Origin of the sequence: Corallococcus sp. AB045, assembly GCF_003668895.1 — a bacterium.
GTDB classification, from domain to species: Bacteria; Myxococcota; Myxococcia; order Myxococcales; family Myxococcaceae; genus Corallococcus; species Corallococcus coralloides.
Genome location: NZ_RAWN01000032.1, coordinates 40,996 through 63,094, shown reverse-complemented (window position 1 = coordinate 63,094; position 22,099 = coordinate 40,996). Strand labels below are relative to the sequence as shown.

Here is a 22,099-nt window from a genome sequence, read left to right as displayed (position 1 = left end):
GACTGGGACTGCTGGTGTCGCTCGCCGCCGGTCAGCGCTTCGACGCGCGAAACCCGCGCCCCACGGGCCTGCTGTACCTGGTGGACGCGGACGCGAAGACGGCGCGCTGGGTGTCCTCGGATCCCGTGCTCAACGACTGGACTCGCGCGTACCTGGGCGGCGACCCGAAGCGGGAGGCCGTGGACGCGCTGCCGGAGGTGAAGGGGCCGTTCTGGTACGCGCCGGCGCCGACGCCAGGGGAGGACATGCGGGGGCCCGCGGTCGAGACGCGGCAGGAGGCTGGGGAGGGTGGGCGCCGGAAGGTGTCGCTCCACATCACCCCGTCCCGCCCGGACGCGGCCTTCGTGGACGTACAGGTGCTGCCCGGAGACGCGGTGGTCTCGGCGCGGCTCGCGGGCCAGCAGGCCCCGGGCGACACGCTGCGGACTCGCAACGCGGCCCAGGGCGTGCTGTTTCGCTACTGGGTGCCGTCCACTGGCGGCTTCGACCTGGAGCTGGAGCTGACGGCCAGCGGCAGCCCCACCGTGAGGGTGGGCGAGCACACCTACGCGGTGCCTGCGTCGGTGACGCAGGGGCTGCCCGCGCGCCCGGAGGACAGCATGCCGGTGCCCTTCGGAGAGGGCCTGGACGAGGGCACGCGCGTCACGCGGACGCTGCGGCTGGATGCCGCGGCGACGGAAGTCTCTCCCAGCCCCATGCCCTGACGGCCCTGGAACAATTTCGTGTCTCCGGAATGACTGACAGGCTCCGGGTGCGGCGGGTGTCGCACGACACGTATTGATTCATTCCGCCTCAATCATAGACACCTCTCGGAATGAGGTGACACCGCAGCGGACAGCCACGGCGCGCTACCCCACCGCGAGCCCTCGGGGCACGGTGGGCTCGAGCGCGGCGTGGAGGCGGAGCGCGGAGTCTCCCACTTCCTTCCTCCAGGCCATCCGCCAGGGCCGCCGCAAGGGCCCGGACGCGAGCCGCTTCACGACGAGGTCGCCCTTGCCCATGTGCGGGGTGGTGATCCACTCGGAGAGCACCGCGACGCCCAGGCCCGCGCGGGCCACGTCGAGGATGGCCTCCGTGAGCGGCAGCCGCTCCACGCGGAGCCGGGGCCGCTCGCGGCCGAAGACCTGCGTCATGAACCAGTGCGACTCCGCCGCGGGCGTCTGCCCCGTGAGCAGGGTGTGCTCACGGAGGTCCTCCCGGGTGAGCGCCCGGCGGGACGCCAACGGGTGTGACGCGGCCACCACGAAGATGATCTCATCCGAGAAGAGCGGCCGGCTCTCCAGCCCGGCGCGAGGGACGGTCGACGTCGTGAGGAGCGCCACGTCCAGCTCTCCGGCCACCAGGGCGGGGACGGGGTCCTGGGTGTGCTCCACCGACAGCGACAGGTGAAGGCCCGGCAGGCTCTTGCGCAGCGTCACCAGCGCGGATGGCAGCCAGTGGTAGGCGGTGTAGCACTCGCACACGAGGCGCAGGCGGATGGACGGGGCCACCGGCGCGCGCACGCGATGCTCCAGGTCGCCCAGCTCCACAAGAATCCGCGTGGCGCCCGCGATGAGCTCCTGGCCCGCTGGCGTGGGCACGAGCCCACGCGGGGTCCGGTCGAAGAGTCGCGTGCCCAGCCGCTCCTCCGCCGCGAGCAGCGCGCGACTCACCGCCGGCTGCGTGAGGTGCAGCGCGGCCGCGGCCCGGGCCGTGGTGCCGGCGGAGGCCAGGGCCAGCACCACGCGCAGGTCGCGCACGTCGAGGCGAGGGGAGGGCGGGGCGATGTCATCCATGCATCGAGCCTATGCCAACGATGCGTTGGACGCATCCATCCCGGAAGCGGAGAGTGGCGCTCGCCTTCTCGCGAAGGCCCACGTTCGACGTCCTGGAGGACATCCCATGCAGCTCTACTTCTCCCCCCTGTCTTGTTCGGTCGCGACCCGCGTCTGCCTGTACGAGGCGGGCACGGAGGCGACGTACATCGAGGTCGACTCGAAGACGAAGCGCACGCTCGATGGGAGCAACTACCTGGAGGTGCATCCGCTCGGGCTCGTCCCCGCGCTGCGCACCGACGACGGAGACGTGCTCACGGAGAACGCCGCCATCCTGCAATACCTGGCCGGGGCGCTTCCTCGGGCGGAGCTCGCGCCGACCGACAACCGGGGGCGCGTGCGGCTCCAGCAGTGGCTGTCCTTCATCGGGACGGAGCTGCACAAGGCGACCTTCTCCCCGCTCCTCGACGCGTCGTCGCCCGAGGGCGCCAGGAGTTATGCCCTGGAGAGGGGGACCGCCCGGCTCGCCTACCTGGAGAAGCACCTCACCGGACGTGAGTTCCTGCTGGAGCGCTTCAGCGTCGCGGACGCGTACCTGGTGACGGTGCTCGGCTGGTGCGTGGCGACGCCCATCGACCTGAAGAAGTGGCCCGCGCTCAGCGCGTACTTCGCGCGCCTGCTGGAGCGGCCCAGCGTCGCGAAGGCCTTCTCCGAGGAGCGGAGGCTCTACATGGCCCAGCTCGAAAAGCGCAAGCCGGCTCCGTGACGGCGGCGGCGCGGTGCACAGGCAACAACTCCCTCCACCTCCTCCTGAAGCGATGGAGGAGGGGAGGGAGTCTCCGGCCCTGGGCCGCGTGTCCGTCAGGCCAGGGGCTGGGTGCCGGTGGGGCCGTTCCTCAGCTCCTTGCGCACCGCCTCGGCGACGCGCTCGCGGACCATGTTCGCCATGCGCTCGCGGAGGTCCTCACCCACGCGCTCGCGGATGGCGGACACCAGGGTCTCCGTGTCCACCGGGCCCGGGCCCTGCGCCTGGTAGCCGCCCACGTGCTGCTCCCCGAACCCGCCCCGCATCGTGTGACCCACCCCGCCCACGGCGCCCAGCGACTCGCGGAGGGCGTCACCCAGCCGGTCGCGCAGCGCCTCCTGCAGGTGCTCGCGGAGGTTGCTGGACAGCCGCTCGTGGAGCGCGTCGACCAGGCGCCCGCGGAGCGCCTCGGCGATGCGCTCGGGGTCCATCATCCCCACGCCCTGCGGCTGGAAGCCCATCATGCCCTGGGTGCGCTCGCTCATCCGGGCGCGCAGTTCGTCGCCCAGCCGCTCGCGCAGCGCGTCGCGCACGCGCTCACGCAGACCGGTCTGGACGCGCTCGCGGAGGGTGTCCGCGATGCGGTCGCGGAGGGTGTCCGCGAGGCGCTCCGGGTCGATCTGGCCCATCTGCAGCCGGCGCTCGGACAGCGCGGAGCGCAGCATGTCCGTCAGCCGCTCCTTCAACGCCTCGCGGATGCGCTCGCGCACGACGATGTGGATGCGCTCGGACACGTTGTCGGCGAGCCGGGTGCGGAGGGTGTCGGCGATGCGCTCGGGGTCCATCCCGAAGCCCTCCATGCCCATCCTCCGCTCCATCATCGCGGAGCGCAGCGCCTCGCCCAGCCGCTCCCGCATCGCGTCGCGAACGCGCTCGCGCACGACGTTGCCCAGCCGGTCGCGCAGGGCGTCCTCCAGCTTGACGCGCACGCGCTCGGCGATGCGCTGCGGGTCGAAGTGCCCGTGCCCCTGCTGCATGCTCATCCAATTCTCGGCCAGGGCGGTGCGCAGCGCCTCGCCCAGCCGCTCGCGGAGCACCTCGCGGGCGCGCTCGTGCACGCCGCTGACGATGCGCTCATGGATGACGTCGGTGAGGCGGTGGTGGATGGCCTCGGCGATCTGCTCCGTGTCGAACGGCATCCCGGCCCCTTCCCCCTGCGGCATGTTCGTCATGCGCTCACGCACCGCACCGCGAATCGCGTCGCCGACGCGCTCGCGGATCTCCGAGCCGATCCGCTCCTCCAGGCCGGACACGACGCGCTCGTGCACGGCGTCGACGATCCGAGCCTTGAGGGCTTCGGCGAACATCTGCTGCCCCTGCATGGAGAACTGTTCCTGATTCATTCAGCTGCCTCGTGGGTACCGCGGGTAGGACGGCGGGCGCGGAAGGTTTCGGCCCGCCGCGCGAGGCGAATGGATAGAGCCCGCGGCCCGGCGCGAACACGGGGCCCGGGTCTTGCGCGAGAGTTGGCTCACGCGCTCCAGACCGTGCTCGCGGGGAGGGCAGGCGTGCGCATCAGCCACTGGTGAACTGTGCGCCCTCCCGGCCATGCAGGCATTGGCTTCATCCCCGTGGAAGTCCCGGGGGTTGCGCGGCGTTCGTTGCCGGAATGAGTAAGTCCTTGCGGTGCGAGAAAGCACGCCCGGCCGTATGGCTGTGTGCCCTCCTGATGAGCGGGCTGCTGACCGGGTGCCCCCTCATGGCGAGCTATTCCGACGCGGAGGGGCCTCGCTACAGCGGGGACTACCGGCCCGTGCAACCCACCGCCGTGGAGGCCCCTTCCTCGGTCACCGTGGTGACATACAACCTCGCCTTCGCCGAGCAGGTCACCGAGGCGGTTGCGTCCCTGTCGAGCCCTCCGCTCGCGAACGCGGACATCATCGCGATGCAGGAGATGGACGCTCCCGCCGTGGAGCGGATCGCCCGGGAGCTGGGGCTGTCCTATGTCTACTACCCCGCCTCCGTGGCCAAGGACGGTGATGACTTCGGGAACGCCGTGCTGAGCCGGTGGCCCATCACCGCGGACCAGAAGATCAACCTTCCCTACGACGACCCGTACCACCAGCAACACCGTATCGGGGTGGCCGCGACGGTGGACATCCAGGGGACCCCCTTCCAGGTGGTCTCCGTGCACGGCGCGACCCCCATCGTCGGGCTGGGCGCGCGGCTGGACCAGGCGGAGACCGTCATCCATGCGGTCGAAGGCGCGGCGCCGGCGCAGGTCATCGCCGGCGACTTCAACACCTCCGACCCGGGGAGCCTGACGCAGACCGTGAAGCTGTTCTCGCAGTGGGGCTTCCAGTGGGCCTCCGAAGGGGTGGGGGACACCGTGGACTCCGTCATCGGCGGCCTGGCGCTCGACTCCGTCTTCGTCCGGGGGCTCACTCCGGTGGAGCGCGGCGTGGACCCGCGTCCCTCCGGGAGCGACCACCAGCCGGTCTGGGTGCGCTTCGCATGGCCGCGATGACGCCGAGGCCCTTCATGCGTGCGCTGTGGATGGGGGCGCTGCTGCTCTGCGCCCCCGGGTGTCTGAGCGGAGCGCGGAACCTGGGCGCGGCGACGACGCCCGTGGGGACGACCGAGGTCGGCGTCTCCGTGAACACGATTGCCTTCGAGCGCGGCCGGGAGCGGGCGTATCTGCCCAACCCCGAGCTCACCTTCCGCAAGGGGGCCGGCGAGAACTGGGATTGGGGCGGCCGCCTCACCTTGCTGGGCCTGGAGCTGGGGACCCGGCATCGGCTGGTGGAGCGCTCACCCTGGACCGTGTCGGTCGCCCCGAGCGCGGGCGTCTGGTACGTGCCCGTCACCAACAACTCCACGGAGCCCGTCAACTTCCGTCTGGGAGCCCAGACGCTGGTCGACTATCGGCTCAATGGAAGGTGGACCCTGACCGGGGGCGCGTCGCTGATGGGGGCCTTCGCGGGCCCGCTCACCGTCTTCCAGGGCAGGCTCAACGGCTCGCACCTGCTGGTCGCGCCGGGCGGTTCTCTGGGCGTGGCGTACCGGCTGAATCCCTCGCTCGAACTGCGGGCGGAGGGTGGCCTCGAGCTTCCGTTCGACGTGAGGGACGGCCGCCGTCAGCCGACCGGTTACGCCGGACTGACGCTCCGCTGGGGACGCACCTCCCGTCGCTGACGTGAGCGTCCGCGCGCGCTCGGCCCTCTTTGGCTGGGGTGTCGCGCGCAAGGTGACAGCGATGCATGGCCCCGGGACGGGTGGCTGGAGGGAGTGGAGGCACCAGCTTGCGCCCACTCTTTTCGCACCCGTTGGAGGGGGCCCATGTCCTTGCCGCGCCGCTGGCCGGATCCATTCGCCATCTGTCTTTGCTTCGGGCTGGGCTGGGTGTTGCTGGCGGGGGCCAGGGCTCCAGAGCCCGCCGCGCGGGCCCTGCCAGGGGGCTTCTCGTCCGAACTCGTGGTGGGTGGACTGCACTACCCCACGACGTTCGCGCACTTGCCGGATGGGCGCATCCTCGTCGCGGAGAAGGCGGGGGTGGTCCGGCTGGTCAAGGACGGCGTCCTGTTGCCCACGCCCTTCCTGGACCTCGGCGCGCGGGTGAACAACCACCATGACCGGGGCCTGCTGGGGCTCGCGGTGGACCCCGCCTTCGCGCAGAACGGCTACGTCTACCTGCTCTACACCTACGACGACGATGCCACGGATGACGACGGGCCCAAGACGTCGCGCCTGGCGCGCTACACGGCGGTAGGGGACACGGCCTCGCCCGCCAGCGAGTCGGTGCTGCTAGGCACCGTGGTGGCCGGCTCCTGCAACGACCATCCTCCCGGCTCCGACTGCATCCCTTCGGACAGCGCGTCGCACTCCGTGGGCAACATCCGGTTCGCGCCGGATGGCACGCTCTTCGTGTCGCTGGGGGACGGGGCCCGCTTCGACGCGGTGGATGACGACGCGCTGCGGGCGCAGGACCTGGACTCGCTGGCGGGCAAGGTGCTGCGCGTGACGCGCACCGGCGAGGGTGTGCCGTCCAATCCGTTCTGGAATGGGAATGGCCAGGCCAACCGCTCGAAGGTGTGGGCGCTGGGGCTGCGCAATCCGTACCGCTTCAACCTGCGGCCGGGCACCGCCACGCCCTACGTGGGCGACGTCGGCTGGAACGACCACGAGGAGATCAACGTCGCGACCCCGGGCGCGAACTTCGGCTGGCCCTGCTACGAGGGCTCGGGTCGCCAGCGCGGCTACGAGCCCAAGGGCGTGTGCCAGGCGCTGTATGCCCGGGGCCCGAGCGCCGTGCGGCCGCCGCTGTACTCCTGGACGCATGCCGAGGGCCAGACGTCCACGGGCGGCGCCTTCATCCAGGACCCGGCGTTCCCGGAGCAGTGGCGGGGCGCCTACTTCTTCGCGGACTACACCCAGCAATGGATCCGCGCGCTGCGGGTGGATGCGAATGATCAGCTCGTGCCGGACAGCGTGGCGCTCTTCGCCACCGAGGCGGGCGGCGTCGTCGACCTGAGCAGCGGGCCGGGCTCCCAGCTCCACGTCGTGGACATCCTCGCGGGTGAGCTGCGCCGCATCCGCTACCCGGCCAACAACACGCCGCCGGTCGCGGTGGCCTCGGCGACGCCGCGCGAAGGCGGGCCGCCCCTGCGGGTGTTCTTCTCCAGCGCCGGCTCTCGCGACATGGACGGCGACGCGCTCCAGTACGTGTGGGACTTTGGCGACGGCAACTCCGTGTCGGGCGTGGCGAACCCGGAGCACCTGTACGAGGTGGCCGGCCTCCACGTGGCCCGGCTGACCGTCAGCGACGGGCATGGCGGCAGCCACACGGCCTCCGTGCGCATCTCCGTGGGGAACCTGTCGCCGGTGGTGTCCATCCACTCGCCGTCGGAGGCGTTCCGCTTCAAGGTGGGAGACGTGGTGACGTTCGCGGGCTCGGCGAGCGACGCGGAGGACGGCGCCATCCCCGCCGACCGGATGGCGTGGACGCTCACCCTGGTGCACTGCACGCCGGGCGCGTGCCATTCCCATCCCTACGCCGAGGGCCAGGGCCCCAGCGGATCCTTCACCATCCCGGACCATGGCGACGACGTGCGCTTCGCGCTGACGCTGACCGCGACGGACTCCGCGGGGCTGACGGGCAGCCGGATGGTGACGCTGCTGCCCCTGAAGGTGCAGGTGACGCTGGAGACGTCGCCTCCCGGGCTGGAGTTGGTGTTCGACGGGACGGCCAGCCCCTCACCGCTGGTGCGCTCCGTGGTCGCGGGCTCCTCGCACGCGCTCTTCGCGCCGTCACCCCAGGGCCCCTACGGCTTCGTCGGCTGGTCCGACGGCGGGCCCGCGGAGCACACCCTCCAGGTGGGCACGGAGGACGTGGGCGTCACGGCCTTCTTCGAACCCGTCGGGCCCGCGGAGTGCCCGGCGGGGCAGTACCGCGCGGAGTACTTCACCAACCGGGAGCTGGCGGGCGTCCCGGTGGTGGTGCGCTGCGAGGGGGCACCGCTCATGAACTATTGGGGGGCGGGCAACCCCGTGGAGGGCGTGGGCGCGGATGACTTCTCCGTGCGCTGGACGGGGCGGTTCTACTTCGCGACGGGCCTGTACTTCTTCCTGGCCCAGGCGGATGACGGCATCCGGGTCTTCGTGGATGGCAGCCGCATCATCAATGGCTGGAAGGACCAATCCTCCACCAACTACATGCAGGCGCGCTGGATGCGCGCCGGTGAGCACACCGTCGTCGTCGAGTACTACGAGCACGACGGTGACGCCGTGGCCGGGCTCCGGTGGTTCCGGTAGCCCAGCGAAAGCGCTCGTGATTGCGCCGCCGCCGGAATAGAGGAGGCGCATGCCCGAGAAGAACGACGTCATCCGGACCGCCACCTGTGCCTGTGGACAGGTGGCGCTCGAGGGGCGCGGTCCGCCCATCATCCACGTCGAGTGTTACTGCGACGACTGCCAGGAGGGGGGCCGCCATATCGAGGCCCTTCCGAACGCGCCGTCGCCTCGCGGCCCCTTGGGCGGCACGGATTTCCTCCTCTACCGGAAGGATCGCCTCCGTGTCTCCCGAGGTGAGTCGCTCCTGTCGGGCTTCAAGCTCAAGGACGCTTCAGCGACGAGGCGGCTCGTCGCGACGTGCTGCAACTCGGGGATGTACATGGACATGGGCCCGGGGCCGCACTGGTTCTCGGTCTACCGGAACCGGTTCACCGGCGAGGTGCCCCCGTTGGAGCTGCGCACCTGCACCCGTTACAAGCCCGCGGGCGTGGAGCTCCCCAACGATGTTCCGAACCATCCGAGCTTCCTGTCGGTCAGGTTCATGACGAAGCTCTTCCTCGCGTGGATCCCCATGCTGCTGAAGCGCTGAGCAGGCGGCCCCCTCAACCCAGGGAGGCGGCGATCTCGAACCATCCTTCAGTCCGCGCCATCCGGCCGCTAGCTCCTCGAAGCCCGCCTCCGAATCCAGCTCCACCCGGGAGGCGCGCAGCGCTTCGTTGAGGTCGCGCTCGATTGTCACGGTGCATCCTCCCGACGACCCAGGCGGCGCCACGTTCACCTCACTCCGGCGCCGGGAAGTGTAACGCGTTGGCGGCACCAGCGGGCGACGAGCGCCTCGTAGCCTGCGTAGGACAGCGGCAGGAGCAGGGCGAAGAGGAGGGTGAGCGAGGGCAGGGCGGGGTGGGCCAGGGGATCCCTCACGTGCGAGGCCATGGCGCGCAAGAGGCGGTCCGGCTCCGAGAGCACGTCCCAGCTGTTCCAGCGCTCCACGCGGCCCAGGTAGATGCCATAGCCACACAGGCCGGAGGTGATGGCGACGAAGGCCCACGCCGCCGTGCGGCCCCAGCGCTCTTCCAGCCACCGCTTCCAGATGTCCAGGGACAGCAGGCCCAGCAGCCACCCGGTGGCGGCGAAGAGGGCCAGGAGCGCGGCGTCGAACCAGAGCGGGACCACGGGCCGCTGACGCAGGTGGATGAAGTCGGTGACCAGGTAGGGCGCGTTGGGAAACAGCGCGAGCCAGCCAAGCGCCAGCGGGGCCAGGAGCCACGGACGGCCCAGGCCTCGCACCATGAGCCCGCGTGCGATGAGGGCCAGGGTGTACGGCGCCCAGGCCAGGAACAGGTTCCACGACAGGAAGGCGAAGCTGGCGCGCTCGCTCCAGTCGAGCCGCAGGGCCAGCAGGTCCACCGCGAGGATGCTGCACAGGATCGCGGGCAGCAGTCCGTGGCGGCTCGGGATGGAGGCGAAGGGGGAGTGCGGTCGGGACATGGTTGCGTGTGGCGACCCAGCCGCGCACCGTGGCGGAATGGCCACGGTGCAACGGCTCCGGGAAGGGCGTGGACCCGGAGCGCCGTCATTGGAGCCCTCGGGCCTGCCCTTGAGCAATGCGCGGGCCAGGGCCAGACGCCACCGTCCGCCCCGGCCGCGCCCGGCGCTCAACAGTCGAGGTCGTACGTCTTGACGTCATCGTTCGGCGCGACGACCCGAAGTGTGTTGCTGCCGTCGTACGTCGCGGTGAACGTCCCTTCGCTGGTCTCCACCTGCACCATCCCCGCCGTGGGGCACTGGTGGTCGCAGCGCTGGTAGCCGGACACGGTCGCCGTCGAGTTGAGCCCGCCCTTCGTGGCCTGCGACGTACTGTCCACGGTGATGCACCCGCTGCCCGCCGTCCAGGTGACCGTGCTCTGGGACGTTCGCGAATCGAAGCGATTCGGCGAAAAGCTGTTGGAGGTGACGGTCACCTTGCGCTGGTCGCCATCCGGCGGGGAGCCGGCGATCTGCAGGGAGAGGTTGTACGGCTCTCCGTTGATGGTGAGCCCGCTGGAGTTCGCCGTGGCGGCGAGCTGCCCCTGATTGTCGGAGAGCACCACCTCCACGTTGCCCGAGATCTGCGTGAGCGAGACCGCCGCCGTGCAGTCGTTGAAGGTGTAGTTCACCGTCGCGCCCGTCGCCGTCGCGGTGGCGCAGCCGGAGGGGGTGAAGGCGGTGGAGGCATTCGCCGCGAGCTGGGTGGCCGCGGTGGCCGGGTCGACGGCCATGGCCTGCACCTGGCCGATGGCGTAGTACCAATAGCTGTAGACAGGGTCGACCCAGGCATAGCTCCAGGCCGCGTCATACGCCCCGTAGTACGAATCGTAGTAGACGTCGTCGTAGTAGTACGGGTCGTAGGTGCTGGTGCAGCCCAGGCCTGCGCCCAACGACAGGAACAACAGCGCCGCTTTCATCCGTTTCATCCGCCGCCCCCCTTGCGTGCGTTCATCTGACCGGGCCCAAGGTGGGCTCCGGTGGTGGGCGGGTGTACTGACCCGCGGACCGGCACGACTGCGAGGTGCTGGTCCGCGGCTTCACCTGTCAGTCCGGGCTCCGAAAAACATTTCCCGCCTTGCGAAGGGCGTTGAACAGCTTTTCCCGGTCCAGTCGCGCCCGAGCGAAAGCCTTTGGCACGAAGAGCTGTTGGAGCGACGCGTCCGTGGCGTCGAAGTTCCCTGCGGCGAAGTGATGCGTTGCCTTCACCTGGGCTTGCACGTCGTGGTCATCCGCGATGACCGCCTTGGCCTTCAGCACGCCGCCGACCCGGAGCGCAGCGTCGTTGCCGTGCCCCCAGACGACCTGGGCCTCCAGGTCCTGGCCCACGACCAGCTCCCCATCCGTATCCACGCCGCTCGCGCGCAGCGAGCCGCCCACCACGAGCAGGCCTTCGGGCCCTGCGTTGCTCAGCACGCCCTCCACCGTGAGGTTTCCTGTCACCAGCAGGGGCCCGTCCACCTGCACGTCGCCCTTCACCACCAGGTCCCCGCGCACGAAGCGTGGGAGCTTGGAGAAGGAAGGCGCCTTGGCTTCGGCTGGGAGCACATCCCGGGCGAGCTCCACCAGGGCCATGGCCGTCCAGGGAGGCATGCCTTGCACCGCCGCCGCGAGCGCGTCCCACGACGTGGCGCCTTCCAGCGCGAGCCGATTCAGGACCTGCTCCACGGAGTCCACGTCCTTGTCCTCGAAGTACCAGGCCTTGAGCAACGCCTTCCGCTTGCGGGTCAGCGCGGCCAGCAGCGGCTGCACGTCCAGCGCCCCCTTCTTCCCCGAGGGCGCCCTGGCGCCCATGAGCTGGGCGAGGTGCGGGTTGCCGTGCTCCAGCGCCTCCTTCACGGGCGTCTGTCCCGCCGCGTTCTTGCGAGCCGCGTCCGCTCCGGCCTGGAGCAGGACCTGGATGACGGGCCCGCGCTCCTGGATGCGCGCGTGCTGGTGCAGCGGCGTCCAGCCCTTGCCCGCGTTGGGGTTGGCGCCCGCGTCGATGATCGCTCGCGCCACGTCCGCCCGCCGCGCGTCGAAGAGCGCCGTGCGCCCCGCGTTGTCGAGCGCGTCCACGGGAACGCCGCCCTTCGCCAGCAGGGCGATGCAGGCCGTGCTTCCATGCTCGGCCGCGGCGTGCAGGGGCGTGGACTTCGCTGAATCGGTCGCGTCCGCGGGAGCGCCCAGCCGCAGGAGCTCCTTCACCAGCGATGCGTCGTCCACCATCGCGGCCAGGTGGAGGACACCGCGCTTGTTCTTGTCCCGGGCCTCCAGGTCGGCCCCCAGCGCAATCAGTGCCAGCACCCGGCCCGTGCGCCATTCCCCCTCGAAGCCAGGGCCGAAGAAGGGCGACGCGTCGAGCCCCGCCGCCTGCAGGAGTGCGTCGTCCAGGGCCTTGGCCTTCTTCGCCGGGGGGCGCGTCGCGGCCTTCTGCTTCCGGAGCCACGCGTGGAAGCCGTCGTTGGAGAAGGCGCCCTCCAGGCCCTGGAAGGCGAACGGATCCTCGTTGCCCTCGTCGTCGCGGGCGCGCGGGTCGGGAGCGGCCTCCACCCGGGCGAGCAGCTTCCGGTAGCCCTGCTCCGGAGTGCCTCGCCGCAGCGCGTGCCACGCTTCCAGCCCCCGACGCGCGCAGGCGTGGTCCGCGATGTCGCGCAGGGCTTCGGCCTCCACCAGCGCGGCCTCCGCCTGTTGGAGCTGCGCGTCCGTCGGCTTGCGCCGCACCAGATCGTCGGCCCACTGGCTCAGCGCCAGCGCGCGCGCCTTCTGCTGGGTCGACAGCTCTCCGCCGGGCTTCGTCCCGCGGGTCAATTCGAGGATGCGGTCGCGAACCCGCCAGTGCTCGGCCTTCACCTCGCGCTCCCAGCGGTGGGGCTCCATGCGCCGGGTCGGATCCAGGGCCCAGTTGAGCGAGTGCAGCGCCAGCAGGTGCTCCGGATCCGCCTCCACGATTTCGCGCAGGAGCGCGATGGCCTGCTCCAACTGGGGCGGCATCTCATCCAGCAACGCGTCCGCCTTCTTCATCAGCGCGGCGGTGTCAGGCTTCCTGGGCGTCCGGGGGCGTGGCATGGCAGGGGACCTTGCCAGGAGGCGCACGGGGTTGCCCGGGCAAACAGCGGCGTCACACGACAAGGCCCCGGATGCTCACAGGCAATCCGGGGCCTTCGTTCTTCAGCCGCGACGTGGGGCTACTTCACCGTCATGCGCCAGGTGCGGCTCTCCGTGGTGCCACCCCGGCCGTCCTCGGCGAGGACCTTCCAGAAGTAGTCCCTGCCGCCCTCCAGCTTCACCGTCCTGGACTGCTCGGGCACGCCCTTCGTGCAGGCCGCGTAGGTGAAGCGGGTGTTCACGTTCCAGACGCAGTGCCGGTAGACGACGGCGTCCCCGTCCTTGTCGTACGCGTCCTTCCACTCGAAGGTCACGGTCGACGAGGTGATGGCGGTCTCCTGCGGCGCCACCAGTTCCAGTGTCTCGGGCGGGAGGTTGCGGCCCAGCTTCTCCGTCGTGATGAACGTCTGGGCGAAGCCCGGCTCGCCGGTCGCGGCCACGTCCTGCGCGCAGTCGCGCAGACGCGCCTTCGACACGCCCTTGCACAGCGCCTCCGCCTCCTCCAGCGGAATGGCCTTCAGCGGCTCCACCACCGGGATGCCGGGCGGCGCCTTCTCGATGCGGCACATGTCCGCCTTGTACCCGGGCCATTCGCGCAGCGTGTACGACTCAGGGGAGTAGCCGGAGGCGTAGTCGAAGAGGGACGTGTCCTTGGACACGCGCCAGGACTCGCCGAACTTCTCGTACAGGCCGACGTAGCGGTCCCCCAGGTCCGAGGGACGCTCCCCCAACTGCGAGCCATCCGGCAGCACGGGCAGCCAGTTGCCCGGGGCGATGGGACCCAGCAGGCCCTCCGTGGCGCGCGCCTGCCGCACGTCGATGTTCATGTACCAGAGGCCGTAGTGCGCCCACCAATCCGTGGTGATGGTGATGCGCGTGCCTCCCGCGGATTCGATGCGGATGCCGCCGTTCGTCCCTGTGGACGTGATGCGTCCTCCGGCGGGGAGAAGCAGCTCCTTCTCCAGCGTCACCGGCTTGCCGTCGACGCGCAGCTCCAGCAGCTCCGGCTTCTCCGCGTTCATCTGGTAGCTGACGCGATGCGGGCCGACGCGCGCCGCCACCGCCGTCGTGATGCTCGCGCAGGCCGTCAGGCCGGTGTGTGGATCCGGCCCCACGGGGTGCTCGGTCTGCACGGGTGTGTGGCGCGCCTGGAGCTCCAATCCCGGGTCGCGCAGGAGCACGTACTCACCGGCGCCCTGGAAGTCGTAGCGCACGCCGTCCATCGTCGTCAGGTGCGGGTCGCCCCAGAGGGAGGGATTGCCGCCGATGATCCACCGCTTGATGGTTTCGATGTCCGTCTGGCTCAGCGGCGGCCCGCCACACGGCATCATCCCCAGCCCGTTGCCGCAGGCCTCCGACGTGCGGGTGATGCGGTCGAACAGCGGCGCCGTCAGGCTGGTGGCCAGGGACTCCGCGATGGCATGCGGCGCCGTGAGCGGATTCACGCCGGGGGCGCTCTGGTTCTCGGCCAGGTTCAGGTAGGTGCCGAAGTTCTTGTACGGCGGGTAGTCCAGCCCACCGTGGCACTCGATGCAGGCCTTGTTGAAGATGCGCTGCACGTCCGTGTACGTCGGGTCGGCGCCCGCGGGCGGCAGCGAGGCCAGCGTCGCGTTCACCGCCGGAATCAGGCTGGCGCAGGAGTAGGGCGCCGCCAGGCCGGGGACGGGGTCCGCCGTCAGATTGGCCTCCAGCTCCGTGCGCAGGGCATTGGTGTACGTGCCGAACACGTCGGCGAAGCCATAGGCGCGCGAGCGGCCGCGCACGCCCAGGGACCACTTGTCCACCGACACGCCGAGCGGCTCCAGGAAGTACCGGTACAGGGTCACCAGGTTCGTATTGGGGCTGTACTGCTCCCGGTCCACGAGGATGCCGCCCATGACCGTCGAGTCCGGGGCTGGGTTGTCGATGGGCCGGCGGAACACCTCCTGCCGCAGCCGGGCCAGCGACACATCCGTCGACGCGCTGGTCGCGGCGCCGTACTGGGGAATAAGGCCGTTCACCGTCGTCCCGGTCGTTACGTAGGGGTCGCTCGCGCGGCTCAGGTTGAGCTTCTCGATGTCGGCCTTGCGGCGCGGGATGCTCTGGGTGCGCGCCAGGGTGTCGTCGCGCAGGGCGTTGATGCCCAGGCCGTTGCGCGACGTGAAGAAGGGCAGGTCCACCGCCAGGCCCGCGGGGTTGCTCTGCACCGTGTTCAGCGAGCTGTTGATGGTGAGGCAGCCCTTGGTGATGGCCAGGGCCACCGGGCGCGGGTCGACGTAGACGCTGCCGGTCGCCCAGCGGTGGCTGGCGAGCTCGTCCGCGATGCGCCGCTGGTTGAGGCTTCCATCCAGGCCGCCCAGCAGGTCGAACAGCTGGACGCCGCGCCCCTCGTCCCCGGAGATGAGCGAGTCATGGAACAGCGTGACGGACGGGCCGCCCCGGGTGACGGACGTCAGCGCGCCCACGCCCGGCTGGGCGTTGAAGCCATACGCCGTCGCGATGGTGGGAGCGTTCCCTGACGGAACGGGCTCCGTCGTCACCGGGGGCGTCAGGTCGAAGCTGAAGCGCGGCGTCCCGTCGTTGGGGCCGCCCCGGTAGCGCGTGATGAGATGGGGGCTCCCCGCCGGCAGCCGTCCGGGGGGTTGCAGCCGGAGCTGTTCGATGAGCCGGCGGACCTCGGGCTGCGTCCGCCACGTCCAGGGGTTGAACAGCTTGCGGAACGCGGCGATGTCCACCGAGCCCTGGTAGAGGCGATCCCGGTTGAAGGGGAGCATCCCTCCCCAGTTGTCATAGGGGTCCCAGTTGGGCTTGTTCTTCGTCTTGATGACACCCACCGGGATGCCATCCGTGCCGGGGACGCCCGTGCGGTTCAGCACGTTGCGCGTCGAATGGCAGGCCGCGCACTTCCCATCATCCTTCTCGATGTGGCGCGAGCGCGGCGGGATGGCGCCCATCGGGGGGATGGCCGTGAGGATGATTTCGTGGAAGCGGAAGTTCTTCGTCGCCTCGTCCCACTGCATGTATTCGATGACGTCCGGATGCGAGCCTGGATAGGACGCATGCGGCGCGGGCCCGATGGAGAAGACGGACCGGGCGTCCTTGCTGGAGAGCAGCAGGCGCGGGTGCTCCGCGGTGCCCGTCTGGAGGCTCTCCGAACGCGCCATCAGGATGGGGCTGGCCCTGTACTCGGCCGGCAGGGCGCTGACGAAGCGGGCCACGGTGTTCGTGGCCGCGTTGGCGGGATTGTTGAGATACGCCTCGATTTCCTCGGGCGTGATGGCGCTCGGGTTGGCGACGGGGATGGGGTTGACGGTGCCCGCCGCGAGCCGGAAGACAGGCTTCACGGACCGCGCCACGCCCATGGACAGGGTGCAGAGGGGCGCCGTCCCCGTGCAGTCCGGCGTGGACGTCAGGTCCTCGTCCAGGTCGATGTTCCAGCCCGCGAAGGAGGACCCCGCTGACGGCGTGGCGGTGAGGGTCACGGACGCGCTGGCGGCATAGGTTTCATCGCAGTCGCTGCCGAGGCTGTTGGTGCAGTTGATGCCCGTGCCCGTGACGGTGCCGGAGCCAAGCCCCTGGGGCATGACCCGGAGGGCCGCGGCTTCGGCCGTCGCCGTGTACAGCGACGCCGCGAAAACCAGCTGAAGGGGAAACGAAGCAATGAGTCGGTTGCGTCTCATGCGCGGACCTCCGGGAAGGACGTGAGGCGTTGGGAGCGTCCGGAATCGCTGCAAGGAGATGGCCGCGTTCAACCGCGCGGAATCACTCCCCAGCGGCCACGTCTCCCGTGGCCCGGGAGGCAACGAAGCCCGCGTGGATGTTGCTTCGCTGGCAACGTCTGGCCCCGTGTACTCTCACAGTGAAAAAGGAGAACGCCGTGGCCAGTCCCAATCCCATCATCCGCGTCCTGACCCTCGCGAATCAGACCCTCTTCGTGACCGGCTTCGAGGGGTTCGCGCCAGGGGAGTGCCTCATCCCGGCGGGGACCCGGATCCTCCCCGGCGAGAAGACCTATGCGGATGTCGCGCGGCTGGACCTGTCCCAGGCGGAGCCGCGCCAGACCCTGGTCTATCTGGGGCTGACGCGCGCGAGCCGGGACTTCACCTGTTACATGCGCACGGATGGCAAGAGTCCCCAACTCCTCTTCGGGCTCTACCAGGGAGACGGCGCCGCACCCGCGCCGCTGGATGATCAGTACGGTTACGCCAAATCATTCACAGATGGGCTGCGTGAAGACATCTGGCAATACCAGTTGAGCAAGCTGCCGCCGTTCCCTGCGGCCCATGCCCGGCTCCAGCCGCTCGTGGAGGGCGCGGTGTTCGCAGGCGATATCTTCCAGCTCAAGTACCAGCTCCCCAAGCTGGTGATGGGCGCCATCGTCCGAGGCTCCGATGGATCCTTCGCGAGCACGGTCCTGGGCTGGGGCGGCAAGGATTGCCTGGAGCCGGATGCACGGACGCTCGTGCCGCTCGGCTCCATCACCAAGGCCTTCACGGGACACCTGCTCGCCAGGATGGTCGTGAAGGGGGAGGCCCGCTTCACGACCCAGGTCGTCCAGAATCCGGCCATCCGCCTCATCGATCTCGTCACGCACACGAGCGGCCTGCCCCGTGAGGTCTCACCGGACATCGGGCTCGAAGCGCCGGAGCCGGAGGAGCTGCCGTCCGTCCTGTTTCCGCCGGGAACGGGGGCGCTCTATTCGAACGTCGGCTTCAACGCCTTGTCCCGGGCGCTGGTCGATCAGTGCAACCCGTCGCGGGCCGCGTCCTTCTACGAGCTGTTGAAGCAGGAGGTGCTGGCCCCACTCCAGCTCGAACACACCTCGTACAACGCGCCGCCCTGGAAGGTCGGGTGCACCGACGACCGCACCCAGAACCTGTTCGGCGGCTACCATCCTGACGGCAAGCCGTGGCACATGGCGGACGAAGGCAAGCCGACCCACGACTCCACGCCTCGGGGCGCCAGCGGCCTGTACTCGACCCCTGGGGACCTGCTCCGGTGGCTCCAGTGGCACCTGGAGGTCGGTGGATCCGACACGGAGACGCGGTTGTTGAATCACGCCACCTACGTGCAGCGCGACGGGCTGCACCCCGTCCTCGGCCTCGACGAGTCCGGCCACATGGATGCGATGGGGCTGGGTTGGGTCGTGATGATGCCCAGGGGCGACCGGCCGTTCATCCTCCAGAAGGCCGGGGCCACGCGCGGCGTGTTCAACTACCTGGCGTTCTCACCCGTTCGCGGGGTCGGGTTCTTCATGAGCGTCGACAGGTTCGACGTCGGCGCGGCGACGGAGATGCCGCAGATGATCAACGACCTCATCGCCAGCGCCGCGCCGCGCTGAGCCCGGTTCCCGGGAGGGACGGCGGTGCTCAGGGGCTCCAGCGAGCCCGGCGCACCAGCCATGAGCTGCCGCCGCGCCCGTCCCGCACCACGGCCCAGAACGTCACCTCCTGGGCCGCCGCGCCCTCCGCCGGCTCCCACTCCACGCGGTGGCGCCCCTGCTGGCCACCGAAGTCCGCGCCGCCCGTCTCCGACAGGTTGAACTCTCCCAGCGTGGTGTACCAGGCGATCTCCCACGCCTCCTTGAGGTTGACGGCCTGCAGGCGCAGGCCCGGGACCACGTAGTTCTCCTCCCGGTCCGACACGTCCTCGGACGTCATCACGAAGGGCCCTGGGCCGCGCAGCTCCAGGGGCTCACCTTCCGGCCAGGCCACGTCGTCCACCCGCAGGCCCGGAAGCACGGGCTGCACGTTGGCCGTCATGCCCTCCACCACCGGGCACCAGAAGACCATCAGCTTCTGCGCGTAGACCTCTTCGTCGCCCGCCGACACCCTCAGGACGAGCGGCATGCGGATGCCTCCCAGCCCCTGGTACGCGTCCTCCGCCAGCACGCGCTCCAGGAGGAGCTTGTCCTGCGAGACCCGGGCCGCGCCGGGACGGATGGGGAGCGTCAGCTCGCCTGCGACGGTGGTGCCCTCCGCGAGCAGGGCGCGGTCCGCCTCGTTCGCGCAGATGCGGTCGTCCTGATCCGCGCAGGCCCACAACTGGTACTGGATGGGCCGTCCCTCGCCGGCGGGGTCCACCAGCAGCGCGCGGTACGTCACCTCCTCTGCCAGCTCGTCGAAGGCCTCCGGCGTCTGTTCGCAGGTGGAGGCGATCAGCTCGGGCTTTTCCGTGGACACGCCGAGCACGCGGAGGTCGTGCACGCTCGACGGCTTGTCCTCGGGTTCGACGCAGGCGAGCGCCGTCAGCGCCAGCAGCAGCAGGCTTCCGGTGTTGAGCAGGGCTTTCATGTCAGAAGCTTCCTTTCACGCCCACCACGGGGAGGATGGGGATGCCGGGCACTTCGTACTCCCGGCGCTGCCGGTAGTCGTTGAAGGTGAACTCGACGTTCTCCGCGTTGTAGAGGTTCTGCACGTCGAGGTAGGCCCCCAGCGTCCAGCTCTGGAACTGCCAGCTCTTGTCCAGCCGCACGTCGAGCTGGTGGAACCCTGCCATGCGCGCCGAGGCGTAGGGGCCGTACATGCCGGTGAAGCGGTTGCGGTCCACCTGGTACTGGTCGAACGTGTGGTTGAGCGGCGTCGTCGGGCGGCCGGTGGTGTAGCGGAAGCGCCCGCCCAGCTCCCAGCCGTTGCCCAGCACGTAGGTGCTCACCAGCGTGAGGATGTGCGTCTGGTCGAAGGGGCTGAGGCCATACGTCTCGTCGCCGTTGCCACCGAAGCCCCCGCCGAAGTCGCCACCATTCCCTTCGGGGGCGGAGCCCGTGCGCCCGTCGAGTGACTGGCTGAAGGTGTACGACAGCCAGCCGGACCACTTGTCCGTCGCGGACGCGCGCTGCTTCTTCACCATCACCTCCACGCCCAGGGCGCGGCCGATGCCCTGGTTGGAGTACGGCAGCTGGACCACGCCTCCACCCGGGAGTGAGAGGATGTCGCCGGGCGCCGCGATGTTGTCGAAGCGGCGGTTGAAGAAGCCCGTGACGTCCACGTTGAACACGTCGGTCAGCCGGTGCTCCACGCCCAGGCTGCTCTGGAACGCGCGCTGGTAGGCCAGATCCGGGTTGCCGTACGGCAGGGAGATGAAGCGGAACGTCTCCGCCGGCTGGCTGTAGAGGCCGAGCGAGCCCTTGAGCTGGGTGCGCTCGGTGGCCGCGAAGCTCACCCACAGCCGGGGATCCAACGCCACGTTCCGCGCGTCGCCCGCGCGCTGGTAGTTGGCGCGCACGCCGGGGGTGAAGGTGAATTTGCCCACCTTCAGGTCCGCCTCCACGAAGAGCGCGCCGTCGAAGGAGCCGAGGCCGATGTGCTCGACCAGCAGCTCGCCCACGGACTCGGCGCCGGGGAAGGCCACGTACTCGAAGTTCTCCGGGGCGGGGAACTCCACGTCGAAGGACTGGTGCTCGTAGACGAGGTCCAGGCCGGTGCGCACGGTGAGGTTGGAGGACAGCTCCAGGCCCAGCACCTCGCGCGCGCCCACCGTGTAGCCCACGCCATCCTGCTTCGCGGCGCCGAACTTGAAGCTGGTGCCGTCGTAGCCCACGTACGGCGTGAAGACGGACGTGAGCGCGCCCTTGCGGTACGTCCAGTCACCCTTGATGCGGTGGAAGAGGGTGTGCGTGTCCACCGTCAGGTCGCGCTCGGTCTCCGGGCCTCCGGTCACCAGCCGGAGCTGGTCGTCACTGCCAAAGGCCATGACGTAGCCGGTGCTGCGCGCGCCGCCCGCCAGGGCCTGGGCCTCCTCCTCCGAACGGGCATCCCGCTTCGCGCCGAAGTCCACGCGCAGCTGGTAGTCCCAGTATTTGGGGACGACGGACAGGGTGCTGCCCTCGCTCTTGGGGAGGACGGCGGGCAGAATCGTGTCGATGTACGAGCGCCGCGCGGCGGCGGCCACGCTGATGCCGTCCGTCACGGGGGCTTCCAGGAAGAAGCCCGCGTCCAGCAGGTCCACCTTCACCGAGCCATGGAATGTGTCGGCTGCGCCCTTGCGCGTGCCGACCTCCACGATGCCGCCCACCGCGCGGCCGTACTGGCTGCCGTAGCCGCCGGGGAAGAAGTCGAGCTGGTCGATGAACTCGGCGTTCACCACCGAGGGCCCGCCGAGCAGGTGGAAGAGGAGGGGGATGCCGACCCCGTCCATCATCGTCGCCGTCTGGCCGGGGTTGGAGCCGCGCACCAGCAGCTGGCCGGAGATGAAGGGCGCACGCGCCACGCCCGGCAGGGTCTGGATGACGCGGATGGGGTCGCCGAAGGTGCCCGGCGTCCGCTGCGCCTCCTGGCGCGTGATGGTCCGGCGCACGACCTCCTTCTTCGGCCGGTCGGAGCGCACGACGGTCTCCAGCGCGCCGCCGGTGGGGGCGAGGAAGAAGTTCACCTCCGTCGTCTCGTCCGCCTGGAGCTGCTCCTTCGTCTGGTAGAGCTGGTAGCCGGACGCCACCACGCGCACCGCGCACTCGCCAGGGGGCACGTCCAGGCTGAAGCGGCCGTCCGCGTCGGAGAGGGCCTCGGGCGCCTCCGGGTCGTCACCGCAGCGCACGGTGGCGCCGGCCACGCGCGAGCGGCTGCCGCGCGAAATCAACTGGCCCTTGAGCGTGGCCTTCCGCGCCACTGGGGCCTGGTCCGGTCCGGGGGCCTCCTCCGGAGGGACGTTGAGGGTGAAGTGGTAGATGTATTCCACCTGCACCGGCGCGGGCACACCGTCCACCTCCGCGGGTGAGAAGCGGAACTGGCGCACCGCCGCGATGGCCGCCTCGTCGAAGCCATGGCCCGCGGGCTCCGTGGGCAGCACGTCCGACACGGAGCCGTCCGCGGCGATGGTGATGATGAGGCGCACGGAGGCGGTGAGCCCCTCCGCGAGCGCTTCGGGAGGGTAGGGGGCCTCCACCTGCTGCAGCAGCTCCGGAGGCCTGGTGATGACGGGCTGGGCCTGCGCGGGCGGGGCCGCTTCCGCGGGCGGCGCGCCGTCCTGCGGTGCCTGTGCCAGCGCCGGGGGCGTCAGCAGGAGCGAGGCCGCGGCGAGCGCGCTTCGGGCGTTCAGGTTCAGGGACATGGGGCGCGGAGCATACGGGATGAGGCCTCGGGTTCCGCATGCCTGAAGCAATCACGGGACTGAATGTCACCGGCCCGTGCGCGCCGCGATGCCCGGGTGCCCTCCCGGAGGTGCTCCGAGGACGTGGACCGCGTAGAGATCGTTCATCCCATGAGGGGACCGCGCGCACCGAGGG

Annotated in this window: 15 protein-coding genes; 7 read left to right on the top strand and 8 right to left on the bottom strand. The window is 70.2% G+C overall.

What is annotated here, in order from left to right; translation table 11 throughout:
* Positions 1 to 704: hypothetical protein (locus D7Y21_RS41740; protein ID WP_158627270.1), on the top strand; the 704-nt coding region annotated here is incomplete at its 5' end.
* Positions 705 to 848: 144 nt separating this feature from the next.
* On the opposite strand, the gene D7Y21_RS10670 is transcribed toward D7Y21_RS41740, so the two are convergent.
* Positions 849 to 1,775 carry a LysR family transcriptional regulator gene (locus D7Y21_RS10670; protein WP_121712964.1) on the bottom strand — a complete coding sequence of 309 codons (927 nt, stop codon included), beginning with the start codon at positions 1,773 to 1,775 and terminating at the stop codon, positions 849 to 851.
* 106 nt (positions 1,776 to 1,881) lie between these two features.
* Between D7Y21_RS10670 and D7Y21_RS10665 the strand changes: the two genes are divergently transcribed.
* Complete coding sequence (locus tag D7Y21_RS10665) at positions 1,882 to 2,520, top strand: glutathione binding-like protein (protein WP_121712962.1); 639 nt, start codon at positions 1,882 to 1,884, stop codon at positions 2,518 to 2,520.
* A 95-nt stretch (positions 2,521 to 2,615) separates the two neighbouring features.
* On the opposite strand, the gene D7Y21_RS10660 is transcribed toward D7Y21_RS10665, so the two are convergent.
* Positions 2,616 to 3,902, bottom strand: coding sequence for a hypothetical protein (locus D7Y21_RS10660; RefSeq protein ID WP_120565818.1), 1,287 nt, complete (start codon positions 3,900 to 3,902; stop codon positions 2,616 to 2,618).
* 356 nt (positions 3,903 to 4,258) lie between these two features.
* Here D7Y21_RS10660 and D7Y21_RS10655 point away from each other — a divergent pair, with 356 nt between their 5' ends.
* The 4 genes from D7Y21_RS10655 (at position 4,259) to D7Y21_RS10640 (ending at position 8,878) form a co-directional block, all read left to right on the top strand.
* A complete protein-coding gene (locus D7Y21_RS10655; protein WP_233591799.1) occupies positions 4,259 to 5,026 on the top strand; it encodes an endonuclease/exonuclease/phosphatase family protein in 768 nt (255 codons plus the stop codon).
* Between the two features lie 14 nt (positions 5,027 to 5,040).
* Complete coding sequence (locus D7Y21_RS10650) at positions 5,041 to 5,694, top strand: hypothetical protein (protein WP_233591798.1); 654 nt, start codon at positions 5,041 to 5,043, stop codon at positions 5,692 to 5,694.
* A 144-nt stretch (positions 5,695 to 5,838) separates the two neighbouring features.
* Positions 5,839 to 8,310 carry a PQQ-dependent sugar dehydrogenase gene (locus D7Y21_RS10645; RefSeq protein WP_121712960.1) on the top strand — a complete coding sequence of 824 codons (2,472 nt, stop codon included), beginning with the start codon at positions 5,839 to 5,841 and terminating at the stop codon, positions 8,308 to 8,310.
* 49 nt (positions 8,311 to 8,359) lie between these two features.
* The gene (locus D7Y21_RS10640) at positions 8,360 to 8,878 is read left to right on the top strand and encodes a GFA family protein (protein WP_120565815.1); all 519 of its coding nucleotides are present in this window, start codon (positions 8,360 to 8,362) and stop codon (positions 8,876 to 8,878) included.
* 185 nt (positions 8,879 to 9,063) lie between these two features.
* Here the strand turns inward: D7Y21_RS10640 and D7Y21_RS10635 are convergent, their stop codons facing one another.
* The 4 genes from D7Y21_RS10635 to D7Y21_RS10620 all read right to left on the bottom strand — a co-directional run bounded on the left by D7Y21_RS10635 (position 9,064) and on the right by D7Y21_RS10620 (position 16,559).
* Complete coding sequence (locus D7Y21_RS10635; protein WP_121712958.1) at positions 9,064 to 9,777, bottom strand: DUF1361 domain-containing protein; 714 nt, start codon at positions 9,775 to 9,777, stop codon at positions 9,064 to 9,066.
* Positions 9,778 to 9,944: 167 nt separating this feature from the next.
* Complete coding sequence (locus D7Y21_RS10630) at positions 9,945 to 10,742, bottom strand: hypothetical protein (RefSeq protein WP_147443324.1); 798 nt, start codon at positions 10,740 to 10,742, stop codon at positions 9,945 to 9,947.
* Between the two features lie 118 nt (positions 10,743 to 10,860).
* On the bottom strand, positions 10,861 to 12,861 hold the full coding sequence (locus D7Y21_RS10625; RefSeq protein ID WP_233612053.1) for an ankyrin repeat domain-containing protein: 2,001 nt from the start codon (positions 12,859 to 12,861) through the stop codon (positions 10,861 to 10,863).
* 119 nt (positions 12,862 to 12,980) lie between these two features.
* A complete protein-coding gene (locus D7Y21_RS10620) occupies positions 12,981 to 16,559 on the bottom strand; it encodes a VWD domain-containing protein (protein WP_121712956.1) in 3,579 nt (1,192 codons plus the stop codon).
* A gap of 197 nt (positions 16,560 to 16,756) precedes the next feature.
* On the opposite strand from D7Y21_RS10620, the gene D7Y21_RS10615 reads away from it, so the two are divergent.
* Entirely contained in the window at positions 16,757 to 18,220 is a 1,464-nt protein-coding gene (locus tag D7Y21_RS10615) for a serine hydrolase (protein WP_158627269.1), read from the top strand.
* A gap of 28 nt (positions 18,221 to 18,248) precedes the next feature.
* Here D7Y21_RS10615 and D7Y21_RS10610 read toward each other — a convergent pair whose 3' ends face one another.
* Both D7Y21_RS10610 and D7Y21_RS10605 read right to left on the bottom strand, forming a co-directional pair.
* Complete coding sequence (locus D7Y21_RS10610; protein ID WP_121712952.1) at positions 18,249 to 19,172, bottom strand: hypothetical protein; 924 nt, start codon at positions 19,170 to 19,172, stop codon at positions 18,249 to 18,251.
* A gap of 1 nt (position 19,173) precedes the next feature.
* The gene (locus D7Y21_RS10605) at positions 19,174 to 21,924 is read right to left on the bottom strand and encodes a TonB family protein (protein WP_121712950.1); all 2,751 of its coding nucleotides are present in this window, start codon (positions 21,922 to 21,924) and stop codon (positions 19,174 to 19,176) included.
* Positions 21,925 to 22,099 lie beyond the last annotated feature (175 nt).